This window comes from Candidatus Villigracilis affinis (assembly GCF_016705895.1).
Lineage (GTDB): Bacteria > Chloroflexota > Anaerolineae > Anaerolineales > Villigracilaceae > Villigracilis > Villigracilis affinis.
The window spans coordinates 99892-116850 of the sequence record NZ_JADJKT010000005.1; the positions used below are offsets into that span (position 1 = coordinate 99892).

20 protein-coding genes are annotated in these 16959 nt (G+C 51.7%); 13 read left to right on the forward strand and 7 right to left on the reverse strand.

Annotated elements, in window-relative coordinates; genetic code table 11:
* The first annotated feature begins 15 nt into the window (after window positions 1–15).
* From IPI86_RS03110 to msrA, 10 genes are all read left to right on the forward strand, one after another.
* On the forward strand, window positions 16–519 hold the full coding sequence (locus IPI86_RS03110) for a thioesterase family protein (RefSeq protein ID WP_345296525.1): 504 nt from the start codon (window positions 16–18) through the stop codon (window positions 517–519).
* 76 nt (window positions 520–595) lie between these two features.
* On the forward strand, window positions 596–1645 hold the full coding sequence (locus IPI86_RS03115) for a M42 family metallopeptidase (RefSeq protein ID WP_345296526.1): 1050 nt from the start codon (window positions 596–598) through the stop codon (window positions 1643–1645).
* 56 nt (window positions 1646–1701) lie between these two features.
* Window positions 1702–2193, forward strand: coding sequence for a peroxiredoxin family protein (locus tag IPI86_RS03120; RefSeq protein ID WP_345296527.1), 492 nt, complete (start codon window positions 1702–1704; stop codon window positions 2191–2193).
* 92 nt (window positions 2194–2285) lie between these two features.
* Complete coding sequence (locus IPI86_RS03125) at window positions 2286–3284, forward strand: TIGR03617 family F420-dependent LLM class oxidoreductase (RefSeq protein WP_345296528.1); 999 nt, start codon at window positions 2286–2288, stop codon at window positions 3282–3284.
* Between the two features lie 128 nt (window positions 3285–3412).
* Window positions 3413–4321 (forward strand): GNAT family N-acetyltransferase, encoded by a 909-nt coding sequence (locus IPI86_RS03130; protein ID WP_345296529.1) that lies wholly within the window; start codon window positions 3413–3415, stop codon window positions 4319–4321.
* A gap of 153 nt (window positions 4322–4474) precedes the next feature.
* Complete coding sequence (locus tag IPI86_RS03135; RefSeq protein WP_345296530.1) at window positions 4475–5050, forward strand: hypothetical protein; 576 nt, start codon at window positions 4475–4477, stop codon at window positions 5048–5050.
* Window positions 5051–5225: 175 nt separating this feature from the next.
* Window positions 5226–5555 (forward strand): nucleoside triphosphate pyrophosphohydrolase family protein, encoded by a 330-nt coding sequence (locus tag IPI86_RS03140; protein ID WP_345296531.1) that lies wholly within the window; start codon window positions 5226–5228, stop codon window positions 5553–5555.
* 164 nt (window positions 5556–5719) lie between these two features.
* Window positions 5720–8209, forward strand: a complete 2490-nt coding sequence (locus IPI86_RS03145) for an ATP-dependent Clp protease ATP-binding subunit (protein WP_345296532.1) — start codon at window positions 5720–5722, stop codon at window positions 8207–8209.
* A gap of 69 nt (window positions 8210–8278) precedes the next feature.
* The gene (locus tag IPI86_RS03150) at window positions 8279–9319 is read left to right on the forward strand and encodes a tetratricopeptide repeat protein (protein ID WP_345296533.1); all 1041 of its coding nucleotides are present in this window, start codon (window positions 8279–8281) and stop codon (window positions 9317–9319) included.
* Between the two features lie 145 nt (window positions 9320–9464).
* The gene (gene msrA / locus IPI86_RS03155) at window positions 9465–10016 is read left to right on the forward strand and encodes a peptide-methionine (S)-S-oxide reductase MsrA (protein ID WP_345296534.1); all 552 of its coding nucleotides are present in this window, start codon (window positions 9465–9467) and stop codon (window positions 10014–10016) included.
* A gap of 57 nt (window positions 10017–10073) precedes the next feature.
* On the opposite strand, the gene IPI86_RS03160 is transcribed toward msrA, so the two are convergent.
* A complete protein-coding gene (locus IPI86_RS03160) occupies window positions 10074–11510 on the reverse strand; it encodes an S-layer homology domain-containing protein (RefSeq protein WP_345296535.1) in 1437 nt (478 codons plus the stop codon).
* A 196-nt stretch (window positions 11511–11706) separates the two neighbouring features.
* On the opposite strand from IPI86_RS03160, the gene IPI86_RS03165 reads away from it, so the two are divergent.
* Window positions 11707–12705 (forward strand): tRNA-dihydrouridine synthase family protein, encoded by a 999-nt coding sequence (locus IPI86_RS03165; RefSeq protein WP_345296536.1) that lies wholly within the window; start codon window positions 11707–11709, stop codon window positions 12703–12705.
* Window positions 12706–12719: 14 nt separating this feature from the next.
* Complete coding sequence (locus IPI86_RS03170) at window positions 12720–13205, forward strand: DUF6391 domain-containing protein (RefSeq protein ID WP_345296537.1); 486 nt, start codon at window positions 12720–12722, stop codon at window positions 13203–13205.
* Between the two features lie 59 nt (window positions 13206–13264).
* On the opposite strand, the gene IPI86_RS03175 is transcribed toward IPI86_RS03170, so the two are convergent.
* Complete coding sequence (locus IPI86_RS03175; protein ID WP_345296538.1) at window positions 13265–13537, reverse strand: hypothetical protein; 273 nt, start codon at window positions 13535–13537, stop codon at window positions 13265–13267.
* A gap of 62 nt (window positions 13538–13599) precedes the next feature.
* On the opposite strand from IPI86_RS03175, the gene holA reads away from it, so the two are divergent.
* Complete coding sequence (holA, locus tag IPI86_RS03180; RefSeq protein WP_345296656.1) at window positions 13600–14214, forward strand: DNA polymerase III subunit delta; 615 nt, start codon at window positions 13600–13602, stop codon at window positions 14212–14214.
* Here holA and IPI86_RS03185 read toward each other — a convergent pair whose 3' ends face one another.
* The 5 genes from IPI86_RS03185 to IPI86_RS03205 form a co-directional block, all read right to left on the reverse strand.
* The gene (locus IPI86_RS03185; protein ID WP_345296539.1) at window positions 14215–14607 is read right to left on the reverse strand and encodes a hypothetical protein; all 393 of its coding nucleotides are present in this window, start codon (window positions 14605–14607) and stop codon (window positions 14215–14217) included. It abuts the gene before it with no gap.
* A gap of 105 nt (window positions 14608–14712) precedes the next feature.
* Complete coding sequence (locus IPI86_RS03190) at window positions 14713–15609, reverse strand: CPBP family intramembrane glutamic endopeptidase (RefSeq protein WP_345296540.1); 897 nt, start codon at window positions 15607–15609, stop codon at window positions 14713–14715.
* Between the two features lie 148 nt (window positions 15610–15757).
* Entirely contained in the window at window positions 15758–16114 is a 357-nt protein-coding gene (locus IPI86_RS03195) for a hypothetical protein (protein ID WP_345296541.1), read from the reverse strand.
* A gap of 35 nt (window positions 16115–16149) precedes the next feature.
* Window positions 16150–16539 carry an MGMT family protein gene (locus IPI86_RS03200; protein ID WP_345296542.1) on the reverse strand — a complete coding sequence of 130 codons (390 nt, stop codon included), beginning with the start codon at window positions 16537–16539 and terminating at the stop codon, window positions 16150–16152.
* Between the two features lie 40 nt (window positions 16540–16579).
* Window positions 16580–16945: an MGMT family protein gene (locus IPI86_RS03205; protein ID WP_345296543.1), complete on the reverse strand. Its 366-nt coding sequence runs from the start codon at window positions 16943–16945 to the stop codon at window positions 16580–16582.
* Window positions 16946–16959 lie beyond the last annotated feature (14 nt).

Genomic DNA, 16959 nt, shown 5'->3' on the forward strand with positions numbered 1-16959 from the left:
TTGATAGTTGGATGGTTGTCAACGGTTGAATTGGTTTCAACCGTCGACTATTTAATTACCCAGCTACTCAACTATCCGACTAACAACTATAATCCCGACATGACCGATTACAAATTCTTCCACCCCACTGAAGTCCGCTACGGAGACTTGGATCCGCAGGGACATGTAAACAACGCAAAATACCTGACTTATTTCGAGCAGGCGCGCATCTATTATTTGATCCAGCTTGGGCTGTTTAACAAGGATCAATCCTTTATGGAAGTAGGCGTCATCATCGCCGATATCCACATCACCTATCATTCCACCACCCATTACGGCGACGATATTAAAGTGGGAGTGAAGATCACCAAGATCGGCACCAAGTCGCTCACGGTAGAGCAATGCGTGATGGATGCCAAAACAGGCAAATTGATGGCCAGCGGCACCGTGGTGATGGTCACATTCGATTATGAGGGGTTGAAGACCATTTCCGTGCCAGATGAATGGAAGCAAAAGATTTCGGAGTTCGAAGGAATATAGTGGTAAGGTTGGAAAAGTTAGAACGTTGGCAGGTTCGAAGGTTTAACTTTCAAACCTTGAAACACAAAGGAGCATCATGTCACTTCCAGCAATCGATCAGGAATATTTTGTTGACTTTCTTGTAAAGTTGTTAAACATCCCTTCGCCCACAGGCTATGCAGAACCCGCCATTGATTTTGTGGAAAAGGAATTATCCAAATACAAGCAATTGGAATTGTCACGCACCCGCAAAGGCGGATTGGTGGCGAAATGGGCTGTCGATTCTGAATTGCCGCCTGTGGCGCTCACTGCCCACGCCGATACGCTCGGCGCGGTGGTGAAAGAGATCAAATCCAACGGGCGTTTGAAACTAAGCAAGATCGGCGGTATTCAATGGCCCAGTGTGGAAACCGAAGGCGTGTGGGTCTTTGCATCGAAAGGCGAAAAGATCCGCGGCTCGGTGCTGATCGACACGGCGTCTGGTCATGTGTATGGCGCGGCAGGCGCAGAAACTCCGCGCAGTGATGCCCACATGGAAGTTCGGCTCGATGCGCGCACCACATCTGAAAAGGAAACGCGCGCACTTGGAATCAACGTCGGCGATTGCGTGGCGTTCGATCCGCGGGTGGAAGTGACAAATGGATTCATCCGCTCGCGATTCCTCGACGACAAGGCTTGTGTGGCGAATCTCGTCGCGGCGATCAAGTCGATGGCAGAATCAGGCCAAAGTCCGGTTAGAACCGTGTACTTCCTCATATCGAATTATGAAGAGGTCGGTCACGGCGCAGCAACGGGAATTCCGTCTGACGTCGTCGAATTGGTCACAGTAGATATGGCTGTGGTTGGCAGCGGCCAGGAGTCGGATGAATTCCACGTGACCTTGTGCATCAAGGATAGTTACAGCCCGTATCACGAAGGCTTGAATAAAAAATTACGCGCCATCGCCGAGAAGCACGAGATCCCATACAAAACGGATGTGTACCCGTTCTACGGCTCGGATGGCGAAGCGTTCTGGCGCGCGGGCGGCGATGTGGCGCTTTCGCTGATCGGCCCCGGCATTGACGCTTCACACAATTACGAGCGCGCCCACATGGATGGGCTGAACGCCACGACAAATTGGATCATGGCATACCTGCTCGAAAAATAAGAATCCTCTAACGTAAAGTTTTTTCTTCTAAAGTCCTCTGCAATGTAGAGGACTTTATGATTCTGGAATCAATCGAAGCAAAGATCGGCTCGCTCGCACCGGACTTTCGCCTGCGTGCCACCAATGGGCAGGAGATCGCCCTTTCAGATTTTCACGGAAAGTCGAACGTGATCGTTTTCTTCATCCGCGAAACCAGTTGTCCACAATGCCGCACACACGTCACGCAATTGGGGCGTATGTACGAGCAATTTCGCGAGACAGGCACGGAGATCATTGTGATTCTGGGAGAGAACCTTGAAAAATCCCGCGCTTATGCGGAAGGGATCGATCTGCCGTTCCCGATTCTCTCAGACCCAGACCGCGCCATTTATGAGCTGTACGAGTTGGAAAAATATTTTTTGCTGTTCCAGCGCACGGCCTCACTGGTTGTAGACAAGGAAGGCGTGGTCCGTTATCTCAAACGCACGACCGTGCCAAACGTCTGGCTGCAGGAGACGCGCGAATTGTTTGGGTTTGTAGACAGTTTGAATTCAGTACAACTCGTCTGAAGTTTCAAAAATCGAAGCCTCGCTTATGCGGGGCTTTTTAATTTCCTGTTTCCCTTGTTTACTTGTCCACTTCTTAACTGTATACTTGCATCATGAAACTAGATGCCGCCCTCCCCCCCGTTGCATTGAAAGATGTTCCCGCCATTGCGAAAGCCGCGCAAGAGATGAGCTTCGCCGCGCTGTGGACTCAAGAAACCCAGCACGATCCTTTTCTACCCTGTACGCTGATCGCTGAACATTCAGCGACGATGCACTTTGGCACGGCCATCGCGGTCTCGTTCGCGCGCTCGCCTGCCAACCTTGCCTACACCGCATGGGACCTGGCCGCGCAATCCGGTGGACGATTCATTTTGGGGTTGGGCACGCAGGTCAAGGCGCATATTGAACGCCGCTTCGGCATGGCTTGGCCCGAATCGGTGACGGGAAAATTACGCGAGCAGATTCAAGTCATCCGCGCGTTTTGGGATTGCTGGCAAAATGGTACGAAATTGAATTTCCGCGGCGAATATTACAAGGCTACATTGATGTCACCGTTCTTCAACGCGGGCGCGATCGAACACCCAAATATTCCAATTTATATTGCAGGCGTGAATGCGGGGCTGGCCAAACTGGCGGGCGAATTGTGCGAGGGATTTCATGCGCACCCGTTCAACAGTCCGCGCTATATGAATGAAGTGATCCTGCCTGCGATCGAAGAAGGTCTGCAAAAAGAGGGACGCAAGCGAAAAGACATCACTGTTTCGATGACGCCATTTGTGGCAACCTCTCCTGAAGAAGAAGGCTTCGCGCGGATGCAGATCGCCTTCTACGCCAGCACACCCTCCTACAAATCTGTGATGGATCTGCATGGCTGGGGCGAAACCGCTGAAAAATTATCAGGGTTCGCCGCCAAGGGCGAGTGGGCCGAGATGCCCATGCTCATCACCGATGAAATGTTGAATGAATTCTGCCTGATGACCACGCAGGAAAACCTGGCAAACGATCTGAAGAAACGCTATGAAAGCATCGCTGATCGTCTGACGCTGTACACGCCCTTCGTCCCCGGCGAGAAGGATGATTGGTGGAGAGAGTTGGCAAAGACGTTTGAATAACACATGCTGCAACCTAAAGATCATGAAGAAAAAGAACTTTCCTTTTCTTCGCCGCGCAATTCGCGGCAGGTCTTTTTGATTTTCACACAATGGAAGCTGACAACAATCTGAAATCATTGGAGCGAACAATGCCCACCATCACCAGCCGCCTCTACGAAGGCGAAAAAGATTTTCAAATCATCCTCGACCTGCTAATCAGGATTCGCCCCGCAGCACGAGTCAACGACATCCCCACCAAAGTGGACATCGAAGAAAACCTAGCAAGTGAGGAAATCCGTGCCACCACAAAGCTGTGGTTTGATGGAAATCAACCCATCGGCTGGGCTTTCGTGGATTCTGGAAACAACCTGCGCTGGGAGGTGGAAAAGAAATTCGAAGACTCCGTCGGCGCAGAAATGGTTATGTGGGGAGAAGCCTGCACGCGAAGCGGCAAGACATTGACCGCGGGAGAAACATCCACGCTGGATACAAGTTGCAGGGAAGAGCATCACGAACGGCTGGAATTTATCCGTCAGCACGGTTTTCGCCAAACAGATGTGGTGTCGGTGGGCATGAAACGCCCACTGGCAGAGGCTATCCCAGAGCCCGAACTGCCAGCAGGTTTCTCCATCCGCCCGATAAAAGGGACCGAGGAAGCGGAAGCAGTCGCCGCCACCCATCGCGCCGCCTTCGGCACCGACTACATGACCACAGAAAACCGCCTTGCCATCATGGGCACCAGCGAATACGACTCATCGCTCGACCTTATGGTCATTGCGCCCGATGACAGCATCGCCGCGTACTGCACCTGCTCTGTCAACCCGAGCGGGGAAGGTTACACCGACCCCGTTGCCACACATCCGCGTTTTCAACGGCTGGGGCTCGCAAAGGCCATGCTCCTCAAAGGCATGCAACTGCTCAAGGAACGCGGCATGGAATCCGCAAACCTCGGCACAAGCGGAAGTAACATCGCCATGCAAAAGACAGCCGAATCAGTTGGGTTTCGAATGGAACATAAGACGTTATGGTTTGAAAAGGAAGTAAACCAAACAGGTTGAAAGCAGCAAGGCCGCAATATCTGATTGACTTTAGGTATGGAATTAGTATAATGGTTCCATCATGCTGGGGTATTTTTGAGTTGGGGATTGGCCATCCAAAAAGTACCAGAAAAAAAATAATTTAAATCAAATTGCACAAACATGGAGGATAGTATGCAGCCCGAATCGTTTTCCCCACAAGAAGCAGAACAGCCTGTAACGTCTCTTATTCAGGAGGCGAAGCCCTCACGAAGAAACCTAACCACCATTATCCTAACAGTCTTTTTAGTCATTTTCCTGGCAGCAGCGGCCGGGCTTGGCTACTGGGCTTATACATTAAACTCCAGTCTTATCGCAACCCAACAGCAATTGGCTGAAGTACAGTCAGACTACGCAAAGCTCCAAAGCGGAAACGAAAACCTGACAACAGAGCTCGCTCAGGTTAAGACGGATCTGGAAGAAAGCAGCAAAGACCTGACCAACACACAAACCAAGCTCGAAAAAATGCAGGATGAAAACCTAAAACTTAAAGTGAAAATCGAAGCTGCCAGCAAGAAGCTGCAAATCCTGTATGCATTCTCCACTGTATCGGTCCCCACCGACATTCTGGCAATTGACACCATGATCAAGGCGACCGAAGACAGACAACTACTCGAACGCTGGAATGATTTTTACTCAACACCATCCGCATCCGCCAGTGTTGAGTTCATTCTAAACTTGATAACCGCAACACAGACCAGCCTGAAATAATCCCAACACTCTGACCTCGAAGAGCCTTGTACCATCTGAAGAACAGGTACAGGGCTCTTATTTTTTTCACTGCCTGCAGAATTTTGAATTCAGGCAAATGAAGTAGCTGCTCAAAAGTAATGTAAAATCCAATTCACAGGAAATTTATCCAAAAATTATATTGAAGGAAGCATTCATGAATTTCAACGACTACCAGACCAAATCCCGCGCCACCGCAAAATATCCAGCCATCGGCCATGCCGTCATCTACCCCACCCTAGGGCTGGTTAACGAAGCGGGCGAAGTGGCGGGCAAGATCAAAAAAGTGTTCCGCGATAAAAGCGGCGAGATCAGCGCCGAAACCCGCGAAGCGCTCAAAGCCGAACTCGGCGACGTACTCTGGTATCTCGCCCAAACCTGCACAGAACTGGAAATCTCCCTCGACGAGGTGGCCGAATCCAACTTAACTAAACTATTGGATAGGCAGGCGCGTGGTAAGATACAAGGCGACGGGGACAACAGGTAGATGTATGTGTCAGGCGCGAGGCGTCAGGTTTCAGGTCATTTAGCCGCCAGACACGTAAAAACTGACATCTGACGCCGCATCCGTAAGGAAACTCTAACCTTTTTCCTATGCGGAGTCCCTTTCCTTTTTGGTAGAATCTCCAGAAGGAATTTAGGAGAAAAACTATGGCTGGCATGGAAAGATTTACACAGCGAGCAAGGCGCGTACTCAGCCTCGCACATCAGGAAGCCGAGCGCGCTCGCCAAAACAATATTGGAACCGAACACCTTCTTTTGGGATTGATGGATGAAGAAGGCGGCGTGGCTGGTCGTGTTTTACGCGACTTGGGCATGACCCCCGAACGCGTACGCGAAGTCGTTCAACGCGTCTCTGGAAGCGCAACCAACTTTGACCCCAACCGCGTCGAACTCGCCGCGGAAACCCAACAAGTCCTTGAGTTTGCCGTGGATGAAGCCCGCAGACTCGGACATCACTACATCGGCACCGAACACATTCTGCTCGCCCTCGTGCGCGTTGAATCCACGGGGATGGAAGCCCTTCGCCGACTCGGAGTCACAGCGGACCAGGTCCGCAGACAGACTCGCCGCGTCTTGAACGAAACCGCCTCCTCCTCACCGACGCCTGCCGGCCCGCAACCGGGCAAAGGTGGCGCCGCAAACACTGCCCCCAAAACCCCTCTCGTAGATCAACTCGCCTCTGATTTAACCTCAAAGGCTGAAGAGAAAAAACTTGACCCCGTCATCGGGCGTCAAAAGGAAATCGAACGCGTCATTCAGATTCTGGCGCGCCGCACCAAGAACAACCCCGCGCTCATCGGCGAACCCGGTGTCGGCAAAACCGCCATCGTCGAAGGCCTCGCCCAGCGCATTGTGGACGGCGACGTCCCCGCTCCGCTGATGAACAAGCGCGTGCTCCAGCTCGATGTTGCATCCCTCGTCGCTGGTACCATGTACCGCGGTCAGTTCGAGGAAAGACTCAAGCGTATTATTGATGAGTTAAAACAATCAGGTGCGATCCTCTTCATTGACGAGGTCCATATGCTGGTCGGGGCGGGAGCCGCTGGTTCCTCCGTCGATGCAGCAAACATCCTCAAGCCCGCATTATCTCGCGGCGAATTGCAAGTCATCGGCGCAACCACCATGGACGAGTACCGCAAGCACATCGAATCCGATGCCGCACTGGAACGCCGCTTCCAATCGGTGCAGGTGGATGAACCTTCCGAAGAAGAGACCATTCAAATTCTCAAGGGCATTCGCAGCGCTTACGAAGAACATCATCACCTCGTCATTTCCGATGAGGCGCTCGAAGCTGCCACTCATTTATCGTCCCGCTATGTTACTGAAAGATTTTTACCCGACAAGGCCATTGACCTGATCGATGAATCTTCCTCACGCGTACGCATGTACAAGAGTCCCGCCGCCAAATACGCCAAGGATCTCTTTGGCCAGTTGAGGCAGGCCCGTCAGAACCGCGCACTCGCGCAGGAGGAAGGCAACTCGGAAGACATCAAGGAATGGGAAGAGCGCGAGATCGATCTCAATCAGCAGATCGAACGTCTGCGCACAGGTTGGGATCGTGCTACAAGCCCCGTTGTCTCTGCCGAGGATATTGCCGAAGTCGTCTCCATGTGGACGGGTGTTCCGCTCATGCAGTTGGCAGAAGCAGAATCGCAGCGCCTGCTCAAGATGGAAGATGAACTTCGCAAGGGCATTATCGGCCAGGAAGATGCGATCATTGCCATCTCCCGCGCTGTCCGCCGCGCCCGCGCCGGGTTGAAAGACCCGAAGCGCCCGATCGGTTCATTCATGTTCCTCGGACCCACAGGCGTTGGCAAGACTGAATTAACCAAGACCCTCGCCAAGTTTATGTTTGGCAGTGAAGATGCCGCCATCCAACTGGATATGTCTGAATTTATGGAACGCCACACCGCCGCCCGTTTGGTGGGTGCCCCTCCCGGATACGTGGGCTACGAAGATGCAGGCCAGCTCACCGAAGCCCTGCGCCGCAGACCGTACTCGATCGTCGTCTTCGATGAGATCGAAAAGGCTCATCCTGAAGTACACAACATGCTCCTGCAGATCATGGAAGAAGGTCACTTGAGCGATGCGAAGGGCCACAAAGTCGATTTCCGCAACGCGATCATCGTGATGACCTCCAACATCGGCGCAGACATGATCAAGAATCAAACTTCCCTCGGCTTTGCGATGAAACGCGATGAAGCCACTGAGGAACGCCTGTCCTACGAAGACATGCGCAAGAAACTGAACGAATCGCTTAAGCGCGCTTTCCGCCCCGAATTCATCAACCGCATGGATTCAGTGGTGATCTTCCGCTCGCTCAACAAGGAAGATATTCAGAAGATCGTCTCGCTGGAACTCTCGAAGGTTTCAGAACGCCTTGTGGAACACAACCTGGTGCTCACCGCTTCGGAAGAAGCACTCGCATCCCTTGCCACTATGGGCTACGACTCAGAATTTGGCGCACGTCCCCTGCGCCGTGTCATTCAGCAAAAGGTGGAAGATCCGCTATCCGACCGCCTGCTTGCGGGTGAATTCATCACCGGCGACACGATCTTCGTAGATGTCAACGAGGACGGCGAAATCGTCCTCAACAAGGCTGCGGCTGCGGAAAAACAACCCGAGCCGAGCGTATAGAAAAACCAATGTAGGGACACAGCACCCGCCCCGAGTTTATCAAGGGTCGCTGTGTCCCTACGGCAATACATGAACAAACAAGAACTTCTCAAATTAGCTGATTACAACTTCCAGCGCGGCAACCGCGAGCTGGCTAGGAAATATCTTGTTGAACTGCTCACCCTCCACCCCGAGGATGAGCCAGCATGGATGCTGCTTGCGCGTGTGGTGGAAGAAAAAGAGCGCAAGGTCGAATGCTACAACAAAGTACTCAAGATCAACCCCGGCAACAATGAAGCAAAGATCGCCATTGCCCGCCTTGAATCAAAAACCCTACCTCTTACAACAGCCTATAACCAGCAGCGTCAGGCACCAACTCCTGCAAGGAATACCCTGCGTGTTGCGATGATCGTGACCGTCATGCTGCTCGGTTTGGGAGCCACGACCTTTGCCATGGCTAGAAATAATCCGCAGTCCAACATGGCGAAGTTGATCATTCCTGCCACACCCACACCGTTCACGCAGATCGTCAACGGGAATGTCGCCGCACAAACCCGCGCAGATGTAACCAAAAATTATCCCGAATACGCGCCGCTTGTAGACACGCTAATCAGTTTTGCCGTCAACAATGCGGAAAGCGGAATGATTGGCGCACCCGAACGCCCCGGTGCGGAGATTATGCCATCTGATACGGCAGGCACACAGGCAAAGACTGCACTTGAGAGTGCACTGCCACAACCTGGCTCCCTGAATACGGCGACGCTCAGCGAAGAACAGATCACTTCCTGGCTGGCAATGGAAATGAAGAACGGCTCCGACCTTCCGCTGCGGGATGTGCAAGTCTACCTGCGTGATGGAAAGATACAGATCTGGGGCATTGTGGAAGGCAGCATCGATTCAACTTCCGCGCTGGCAGTTGGCGGAGTCAGCGTGGACGTAAACGGGCTTCCGTCGTTCGCGATCGAATCACTGCAGATCGGACAGCAGGTTATCCCCGATATTTTGATCTCGCAGGCTGAGTCATGGCTCAACCAACTGCTCACAGATGAGATCAACAGGCAGGTTCCCGGGTTGAAGATCATGAACATCAATATCAGCAGCGGCATGATCACGATCGCGGGAATGAGATAGGCAAGCCAAAGAGCCGCCTGATGAGGCGGCTCTTTTTTATTTAAACTATAATGTGCTCTTAAGAATATTTCGCACCCACGTCTCATCTTATTCTGCAGACAGGCCTGTCAACTTTATTCACATGATGTAAAAAGGAGTATTTATCATGAACACAACTTATGAAACCATCACATTGGCTGGGGGATGCTTCTGGTGTTTGGAAGCCGTTTTCGATGAAATGAAGGGTGTGCTTTCCGTTGACTCAGGCTACTCAAACGGGCATGTTTCCAATCCCAGCTACCGTGATGTTTGCAGTGGCACCACGGGACATGCCGAGGTGGTGCAGATCAAATTCGATCCATCCATCATTTCATTCCGCGATATTCTGAATGTTTTCTTTGCCATCCATGACCCCACCAGCCTTAACCGCCAGGGTGCGGACGTGGGTACGCAGTATCGCTCTGGCATCTACTATCATACTCCCGAGCAGAAGGCCGCCGCCGAGCAAGCCATCAGCGAGTTGAATGCCCAGGGAATCTGGAGCAGCCCCATCGTTACGGAGGTGGGAGCGGTCAACAACTTCCACATCGCTGAAAATTATCATCAGGAATACTTCGCGCGGAACCAGTCCCAGCCCTATTGTCAGGCCGTTGTTGCACCGAAGGTGGCGAAGTTTCGAAAGCATTATCTGGAGTTGTTGAAGAAACAACCCGCTTGATAAAAAAAGAGGCGGACCCCATTTTGGGTCCGCCTCAGTGATTAACTTACCAGTATCTTATCGTTTACACTCAACGCATCGAGATTCAATTCTGCTCAAAGTACGGTACATCATCTTTATAAATTCACCGCGAAGGATCGCCTGATCGGGGGAGAAGGTGGTTTCGCTTGTTCCGTCTGCGACGCCCACGCCGTAGGCATTTCGGACCGGCCCGGCATAGAAGGCTCCCACAGAAACATCTGTGAAGAGGGCCTCACGATATAAATTGCCCCATTCATTTATAAAAACATTTTCAGTGGCCAGGTAGCCGTTTCCGGTCCCCATGATATTGATGTTATCGAGTACGGTCACAACTTGTCCGCGAGTGAGCAGGTTATTCGGGTCGAACAATCCGCCGCCGATACCGTTCATGTATCCATCTGCACAGGCCTGCCAGACCCAGCCAGCAAACCAGTCGTCCGTGCTGACATCGCTGAAGTTACAAGCCGATCCTGCGGGCGGAGGTGTGGCAAAACCGTCGTCAGTGTCCTTAATGCCGTTCGCCAGTTCAATGAACGCTGCCATCTCGGCGCGTGTCAATGTGCTGTCGGGTCTGAAGGTTCCATCAAGATAGCCGTGAGCCAGGTCTAACTGAGCCATATAGCGGACATATACTTCGGTATCGGTATCGCTTACATCAGAAAATGTCGCACAGTCAACCAGTTCGTCGGGACCAACCTGGGCAAAGCGGAAATAAGTTGTACCCCAATTGTTGCCTGCAAAATCCGTCGGATCCACTGAGAAAGACCAAGTGCCACTGGCAGTGGATGGGAATGTGTATACCCATGAAAGCAAGGCGTTGGCCGGACCCAGCGGAGCTGGCGGCGTGAACGTTCCCGTTATAGATTGATTCCACGATTCGAAACCGGAATAACCCAATGTGCTATTAGGACCTATTTTAGCAATGCCACGATCCGGTACCTGATCTGAGGCCACCCCCCATAATTCGAATGTATTACAAGCAACGGGAAGTTCTTCGAAGAAGGAGTTGTCTAAAGAGGGCGGATTGGCAATAAAGCCTTCGAGCCACCAACCATCGACAAAGGTGCTGCCCATTACCGAGTCATTGTCGGGTAATGCGGCGGAATTACAATCAGCGGCGTCATCCACTGTCAATGTAAATTCCCAGATTTCCTGATCCCAGGCGAGATTGTAATTATAGGTAAACGTACCAGAGGCATCGCTCACGCCAGGGACAGATGCAGCCAGAAAGCAATCAAATGGGTCATAGGCTGAAGCGGGAGTCGTTTGTACTCTTCCCCAGGCAAAGATGTTCTGGGTGGCGCCGCCCGGCATTCCTGTCACGGACCAATCCAGGTCAATGTCAAATTCATCGCTAAAAGTGGGGAGTTGGGCCAGGATAATATCACCTGCCACTGGAGCAGCTGAGGCAATGCTGAATTGTGTGAACACAAAAACAACCAGCAAAAGGATGGTAAATAGCTTTTTGTTCATTTTCTCTCCTCAAAAAAATTAACTTATTACAAAAGACAGCGTTATTGATATTATAGCTTGCAATAAAGAAAGCAGGACTTTTGTACCAAAAGCATCATGGAATTTCAATGATATTTCCCTTCCCGGCGACCTGTTGCAAGGCATAAATGAAACTTAAAATAGAGTCTGTTATACTTTCCAAAATTAGAAAACCTTTATGAATAGCATCCATTCCTCCCCCACTTTTCGAGAGCCTCTGGGCGCCACCTTCCACATCCGCGAAGTACCCATCCACGGCGACACCATCCTTGCGCCCATGGACGGCTACTCCGATTGGCCCTTCCGTTCGCTTTGCCGCGAGTTGGGCTCGGCCATGAGTTACACCGAATTCATCAAAGTGGAGAAGATCCTCAGCCGTTCGAAACAGCCCGCCAAGCGGATGTATTTTACTGAGCCCGAACGTCCCATCACTTTCCAAATTTACGGCGACGACCCCGACCTTATTTTGCAGGCCGCGCTGCAAATTCAGGAGAATAATCCAGACGTGATCGACCTCAACATGGGCTGCCCCGCCAAAACCATCGCAGACCGCGGTGCTGGCGTTGGCATGATGCCTACGCCGCTCAAGATCGCGCGCACCTTCCGCAAGCTAGTCAAGCATCTACACGTGCCTGTCACAGGAAAGATTCGCCTCGGCTGGGATCGCAAAAAGAATTACAAACTCATCGCCCGCATTGTGGAAGAAGAAGGCGGCTCACTCATCGCCGTGCATGGACGTACCAAAGAGCAGCGCTACGCAGGCAATGCCGATTGGGATGCCATTGCCGAAGTCAAATCGCTGGTCAAAATTCCCGTCATCGGCAGCGGCGATGTAAAAACCGTCGCCGATATCGACCGCATGAAAGCACACACCCATGTAGACGCAGTCATGATCGGGCGCGGCGCGATTCCCAACCCGTGGATCTTTTCCCGCCTCGACCGCGACCAGGTTCCACCCGAAATGCTGAAGCAAACCATCCGCAAACATCTCGCCCGCTGTGTCGAATTCTACGGCGATGAAGACGGCTCACGCCTCTTCCGCAAAAACGCGGTGCAGTATGTGATGATGCAGCATCTCACCCGCGACGAACGCAAGGAAGTTCTCAAGACCCGTCCCTCGGCTGAGTTTTTGGAACTGCTCGAAAAAATTTACGACTCACCCATCCTCCAGACCTAACTTATAATCAAACCATGATCCTCGACCTTCCCTTCATTCTCGAAACCCGGCGCAATCACGCGCTCGAACATGCCACACTTCACATGCTGGCACACACCCACACAGGCACCATGGCAGGGCATTCCAACCCCACAGGTTTTTTCCTGCTCGGAAATTTTTCCACCCAGGATGTTTGGGCAGCCGCCACTGAAGCTCTGGAACGACTGCGCGGCGGTGAAAGCGGACTGGCGATCCATGCGGGATGCGGAACGAACATGGCGACCACTGCGCTTCTTGCCGGGACCTTTGCCTGGTCGGTGCTTCGATTGGCAAAATCCACGCTGATGAAGATCCTGCTCATGCCGCTGGCCGTATTCTTCGGCGTCGTCGGCTTCCTCATCTCCCGTCCGCTTGGCCCCGTTTTACAGCAGCGCATCACCACCGAAGCGAACATGGGCAACATGCAAATTATTGACATCATCCCAGTGCGCAAGGGCGTGCATCGCGTCATCACACGTTAGGACACAGCGGCGCTGCGCCCCTACATCAAACGCCAACCCATGCCCAACGTCTTCCTCCTCTACGGCAACGACGAATTTGCGATCACGCGCAAGCTCAAGGACTTCGAGTCGGATTTCACTGACCCCACCACGGCAGACATGAACACGACCCGTCTCGAAGCGCGCACCATGACCGAGAACGACCTCAACAACGCGGTCAATGCGATGCCCTTCCTCGCGTCGAAGAGGCTGGTCTTTATTGCAGGGCCATCGGGGAAATTCAACAATCCATCCACGCGGAAGAAGTTTTTGGAATTTCTGGAGAAAGCGCCCGACACAGCAAAGCTCGTCATTTACGAATCCATCGAGCCAAAGGAAGTAGAAAAACACTGGCTGATGAAATGGGCGGATAAAAATAAACCAGCAGGCAAAAACGCAAACCTTTTTCCTCCCCAAGCAAAGAGATATGCCCGGCTGGATCATCAACGAAGCGAAGAATCAGGGCGGGCAGATCGATCCGCCTGCTGCGGCACGGCTGGCAGAGATGGTCGGCGTGGATACCCGTCAGGCGGGGATGGAACTCTCCAAATTGCTGGCGTATGTCAATTGGGCCAGACCCATTCACGGGTCGGATGTGGAAGCGGTTTGTATCGTCACGTCCCAGCAAAGTGTTTTTGATTTCGTCGATGCTTTATCGCAGGGCAATGGAAAAGTCGCTCAAAAGTTATTGCATCGCTTGCTCGAAAACGAAGACCCATTTTCGTTATGGGGCATGGTGGTGCGTCAATTTAGATTATTGATTCAGGCCAGAGAGATTTTAGATGGGCGCGGAAATAAAGACGATGTCGCGCGCGCGCTGGGCGTGCATCCATTTGTGGCGGAGAAAACCACAGGGCAGGCGGCGCGTTTTTCGATGGAATCACTTGAAAGCATTTACCATCGCCTGCTGAACATCGACGAGAGAGTCAAAACGAGCCAGATCACATTGGATCTGGCTCTCGATACATTGGTTGTGGAACTGGCCAGATAATTAAGGGGCAAAAGAGGGGATGAATTTCGAAAAGTCCATTGCGGATAACCCGCCAAGCATAATCAACAAAAAGAAGAGACAATACGGCGCAAAGCACAGAAAATTCAAGACCAACCCTGCAATAGCAAGCCCGCGTTTTGGGTCTTGCTTGCGCAACGCCATAATACCAAGGATGATGCCAGCAAGCGTGAGCAAAACGGTCAGCACCACCATCACTGTGCCGCCACCGAGGACAATGGCATAGCCCGCGGTTTCGCTGTCGGTGCCGAAGGTCAGCCCGCCTTCGGTCATTGCGGCGAAGAGAATGAAGTAAATGCACCAGAGGACAGCGATGATGATGGCAAGGATGAATGAAATAGTTCCAAGTCGGGTCGGTTTTTCAGGGGATTGCATTGGTAATGCTCCTTGATAAAGTTGAATAATAAATTATAGACGATGGGTCATTATGTTTACAAAAAGAGACGGGCAGGCTGCCCGTCTCTTTTTGTATTTTTGAAATCAACTCCCGAACATGTTGTTGGCAACATGAACAATGGATGGCGCAATGAGATTGCGTGTGCGTTGGAAAATAATTCCCAGTGCCAGCCCAAGCATACTGTGCGAGGCGATGCCAAGCGCCAGCCCTTGCAGAACGTCGCCGCCCATGAACTGCGTGTCGGTGCCAAGATGCCAAACCGCGAATGCCAGGGCTTGAATGACCAGCGCCCAATCGGACGACATCCATTGCTTTAGACGCGTTTGGAGTGCACCGCGAAACAAAAATTCTTCTGAGAATCCATTTCGCAAGAGATTCCCAAAGAACATGCGAGCCAGTTGAATGAGAGTTGTAGAACCGTTCAAAATGTTGATGATGAAGAAGATCACGGGAATGCTCACCCAAAATGCAACAACACGCCAAACACGATGGCCTTTTCCAAGCCCCAACTCAGGGAGGCGTGCGCCAAGCAACAACAAAAGGATCAGTGGAATTAAGAAATAACCGGCGAAGTTTACGGCATTCGTCCCTGGTGAATGGTCTACAAGGTTTGGCAGGTACCGTCCGCCGAGATTTTCGAACCAACCAGCAAACAGGGACCAGATGGGGATCTGTACTAAGCGGCCCGGCATCATATTGAACACAAATCCGCGATATCCTGTTAAGAGAACAAAGAACAGAACGACTAGGAGTTGTGTCCACATCAAAATAGGCTTTCGCGTTTCAGGGGTTGATATCTCTGCCTCATCTTTGGTGATGGCGACGGTGATGGCAGAGAAGACCAGCACGCCCAAAGCAAAGGCACTTGAGCCGATCACTCCATTTCCGGTTATTAACAAGTAAATGATGGAAGTGATCCAAATCACTGCAAAGAACCATGCAGCGCACGATTTGAGAACATCATTGATCTTCTGTTTCATACATATGCCCTATGACTTTCCGTGAGGTGGTTGGAGCTTATACGTAAAACAGGCGAAAATTGTTCCCGTTGCAATGATTGGAAAGGGGAGAGCCAGAACGAAAAAGAAGAAGACCGTGGGAATGAACATGAGCCATTGCGGCAATAACTCATGAATCGAGAGGCAGGAAGAAAGTGAAACAACCAATACAGTACGGCAGGAGCCACAGGAAATTGATCACAAAGCCTACAATGGCAAAAAAACGTTTGGGTTCGCCTTTTCGTAAGGAAAGGACGCTAAGAACCATGCCTGTAATGGTCATCAAAAAGTTCAGCACAGCCATGACCAATAGGCCGCCATAAAAAAAGACGACGGACGCCAATGCGCTAATCACGTCAATGCTCGTCACTTCGCGTTGAGTGTAGATCATTAAGATAACGATATAAACACACCAAATCACACTAAGGAGAATGGCGAGGATGGATGAAATGATGCCGAACTTTGTCGGTTTTTCCTGAGATTGCATGGATAGATTCCCTGAAAAGATGATTTGAGAAACCGCTAAAACAATGACGGCTGTTGCGGGATGTCGCTTTCGTCTTTTCCACTCCAGCCGAACTTTTTCAAATCTACTTTGCCTTTGGCGTCGAAGATCACGCCTTCGGCTTCGAGCAGCGGACGTTGCCGTTCGGCGCCAGGACGTTCGCTGATCTTGCCTTGCGAGTTGATGACGCGCTGCCAGGGCACGTCATCGGGGCAGTTTGCCATTGCACCACCCACCCAACGCGGAGCGAACGCGACATAGGCTTCGAGTTCCACGCCGTTGGGCGGAGGGATCATTTTGGCGATCTGTCCGTAGGTGGCGACTTTTCCGCGCGGAATTAAGCGGGTAATCGCCCAAACTTGTTCGTAGAAAGCTTGCGGGTTAGGGGGGGAAGAGAAGGATGGCATGGGGTTGTCCTTTCTTTGACAATGAACAATGGTCCGTCGTCTATTTTATCTTTCCATTCCAGCCATATTTCTTCATATCAATACGGCCTCTTACATTAAAAAGAACGCCTTCGTCATCAAGTAAAAGTTTATGCCTTCTGGCTTCCAGTCCGTTACGTTCGCTGATCTCGCCTTTTGAGTTGATCACTCTCTGCCACGGCACGTCATCGGGGCAGCTTGCCACCGCGCCGCTGACCCAAAGCCCGCCAAATTCCAGGTACGTGTCAGCATCCACACCAGCGGGCGGCGGGATCATTTTTGCGATCTGTCCATACGAAGCGACTTTTCCGCGCGGAATCATGCGGACGATGTCCCAGACCAGGGTATTGAAAGCATCAGGGTTTGGAGGAGACGAAAGTTGTGCCATGTGAGTTTTCCTTT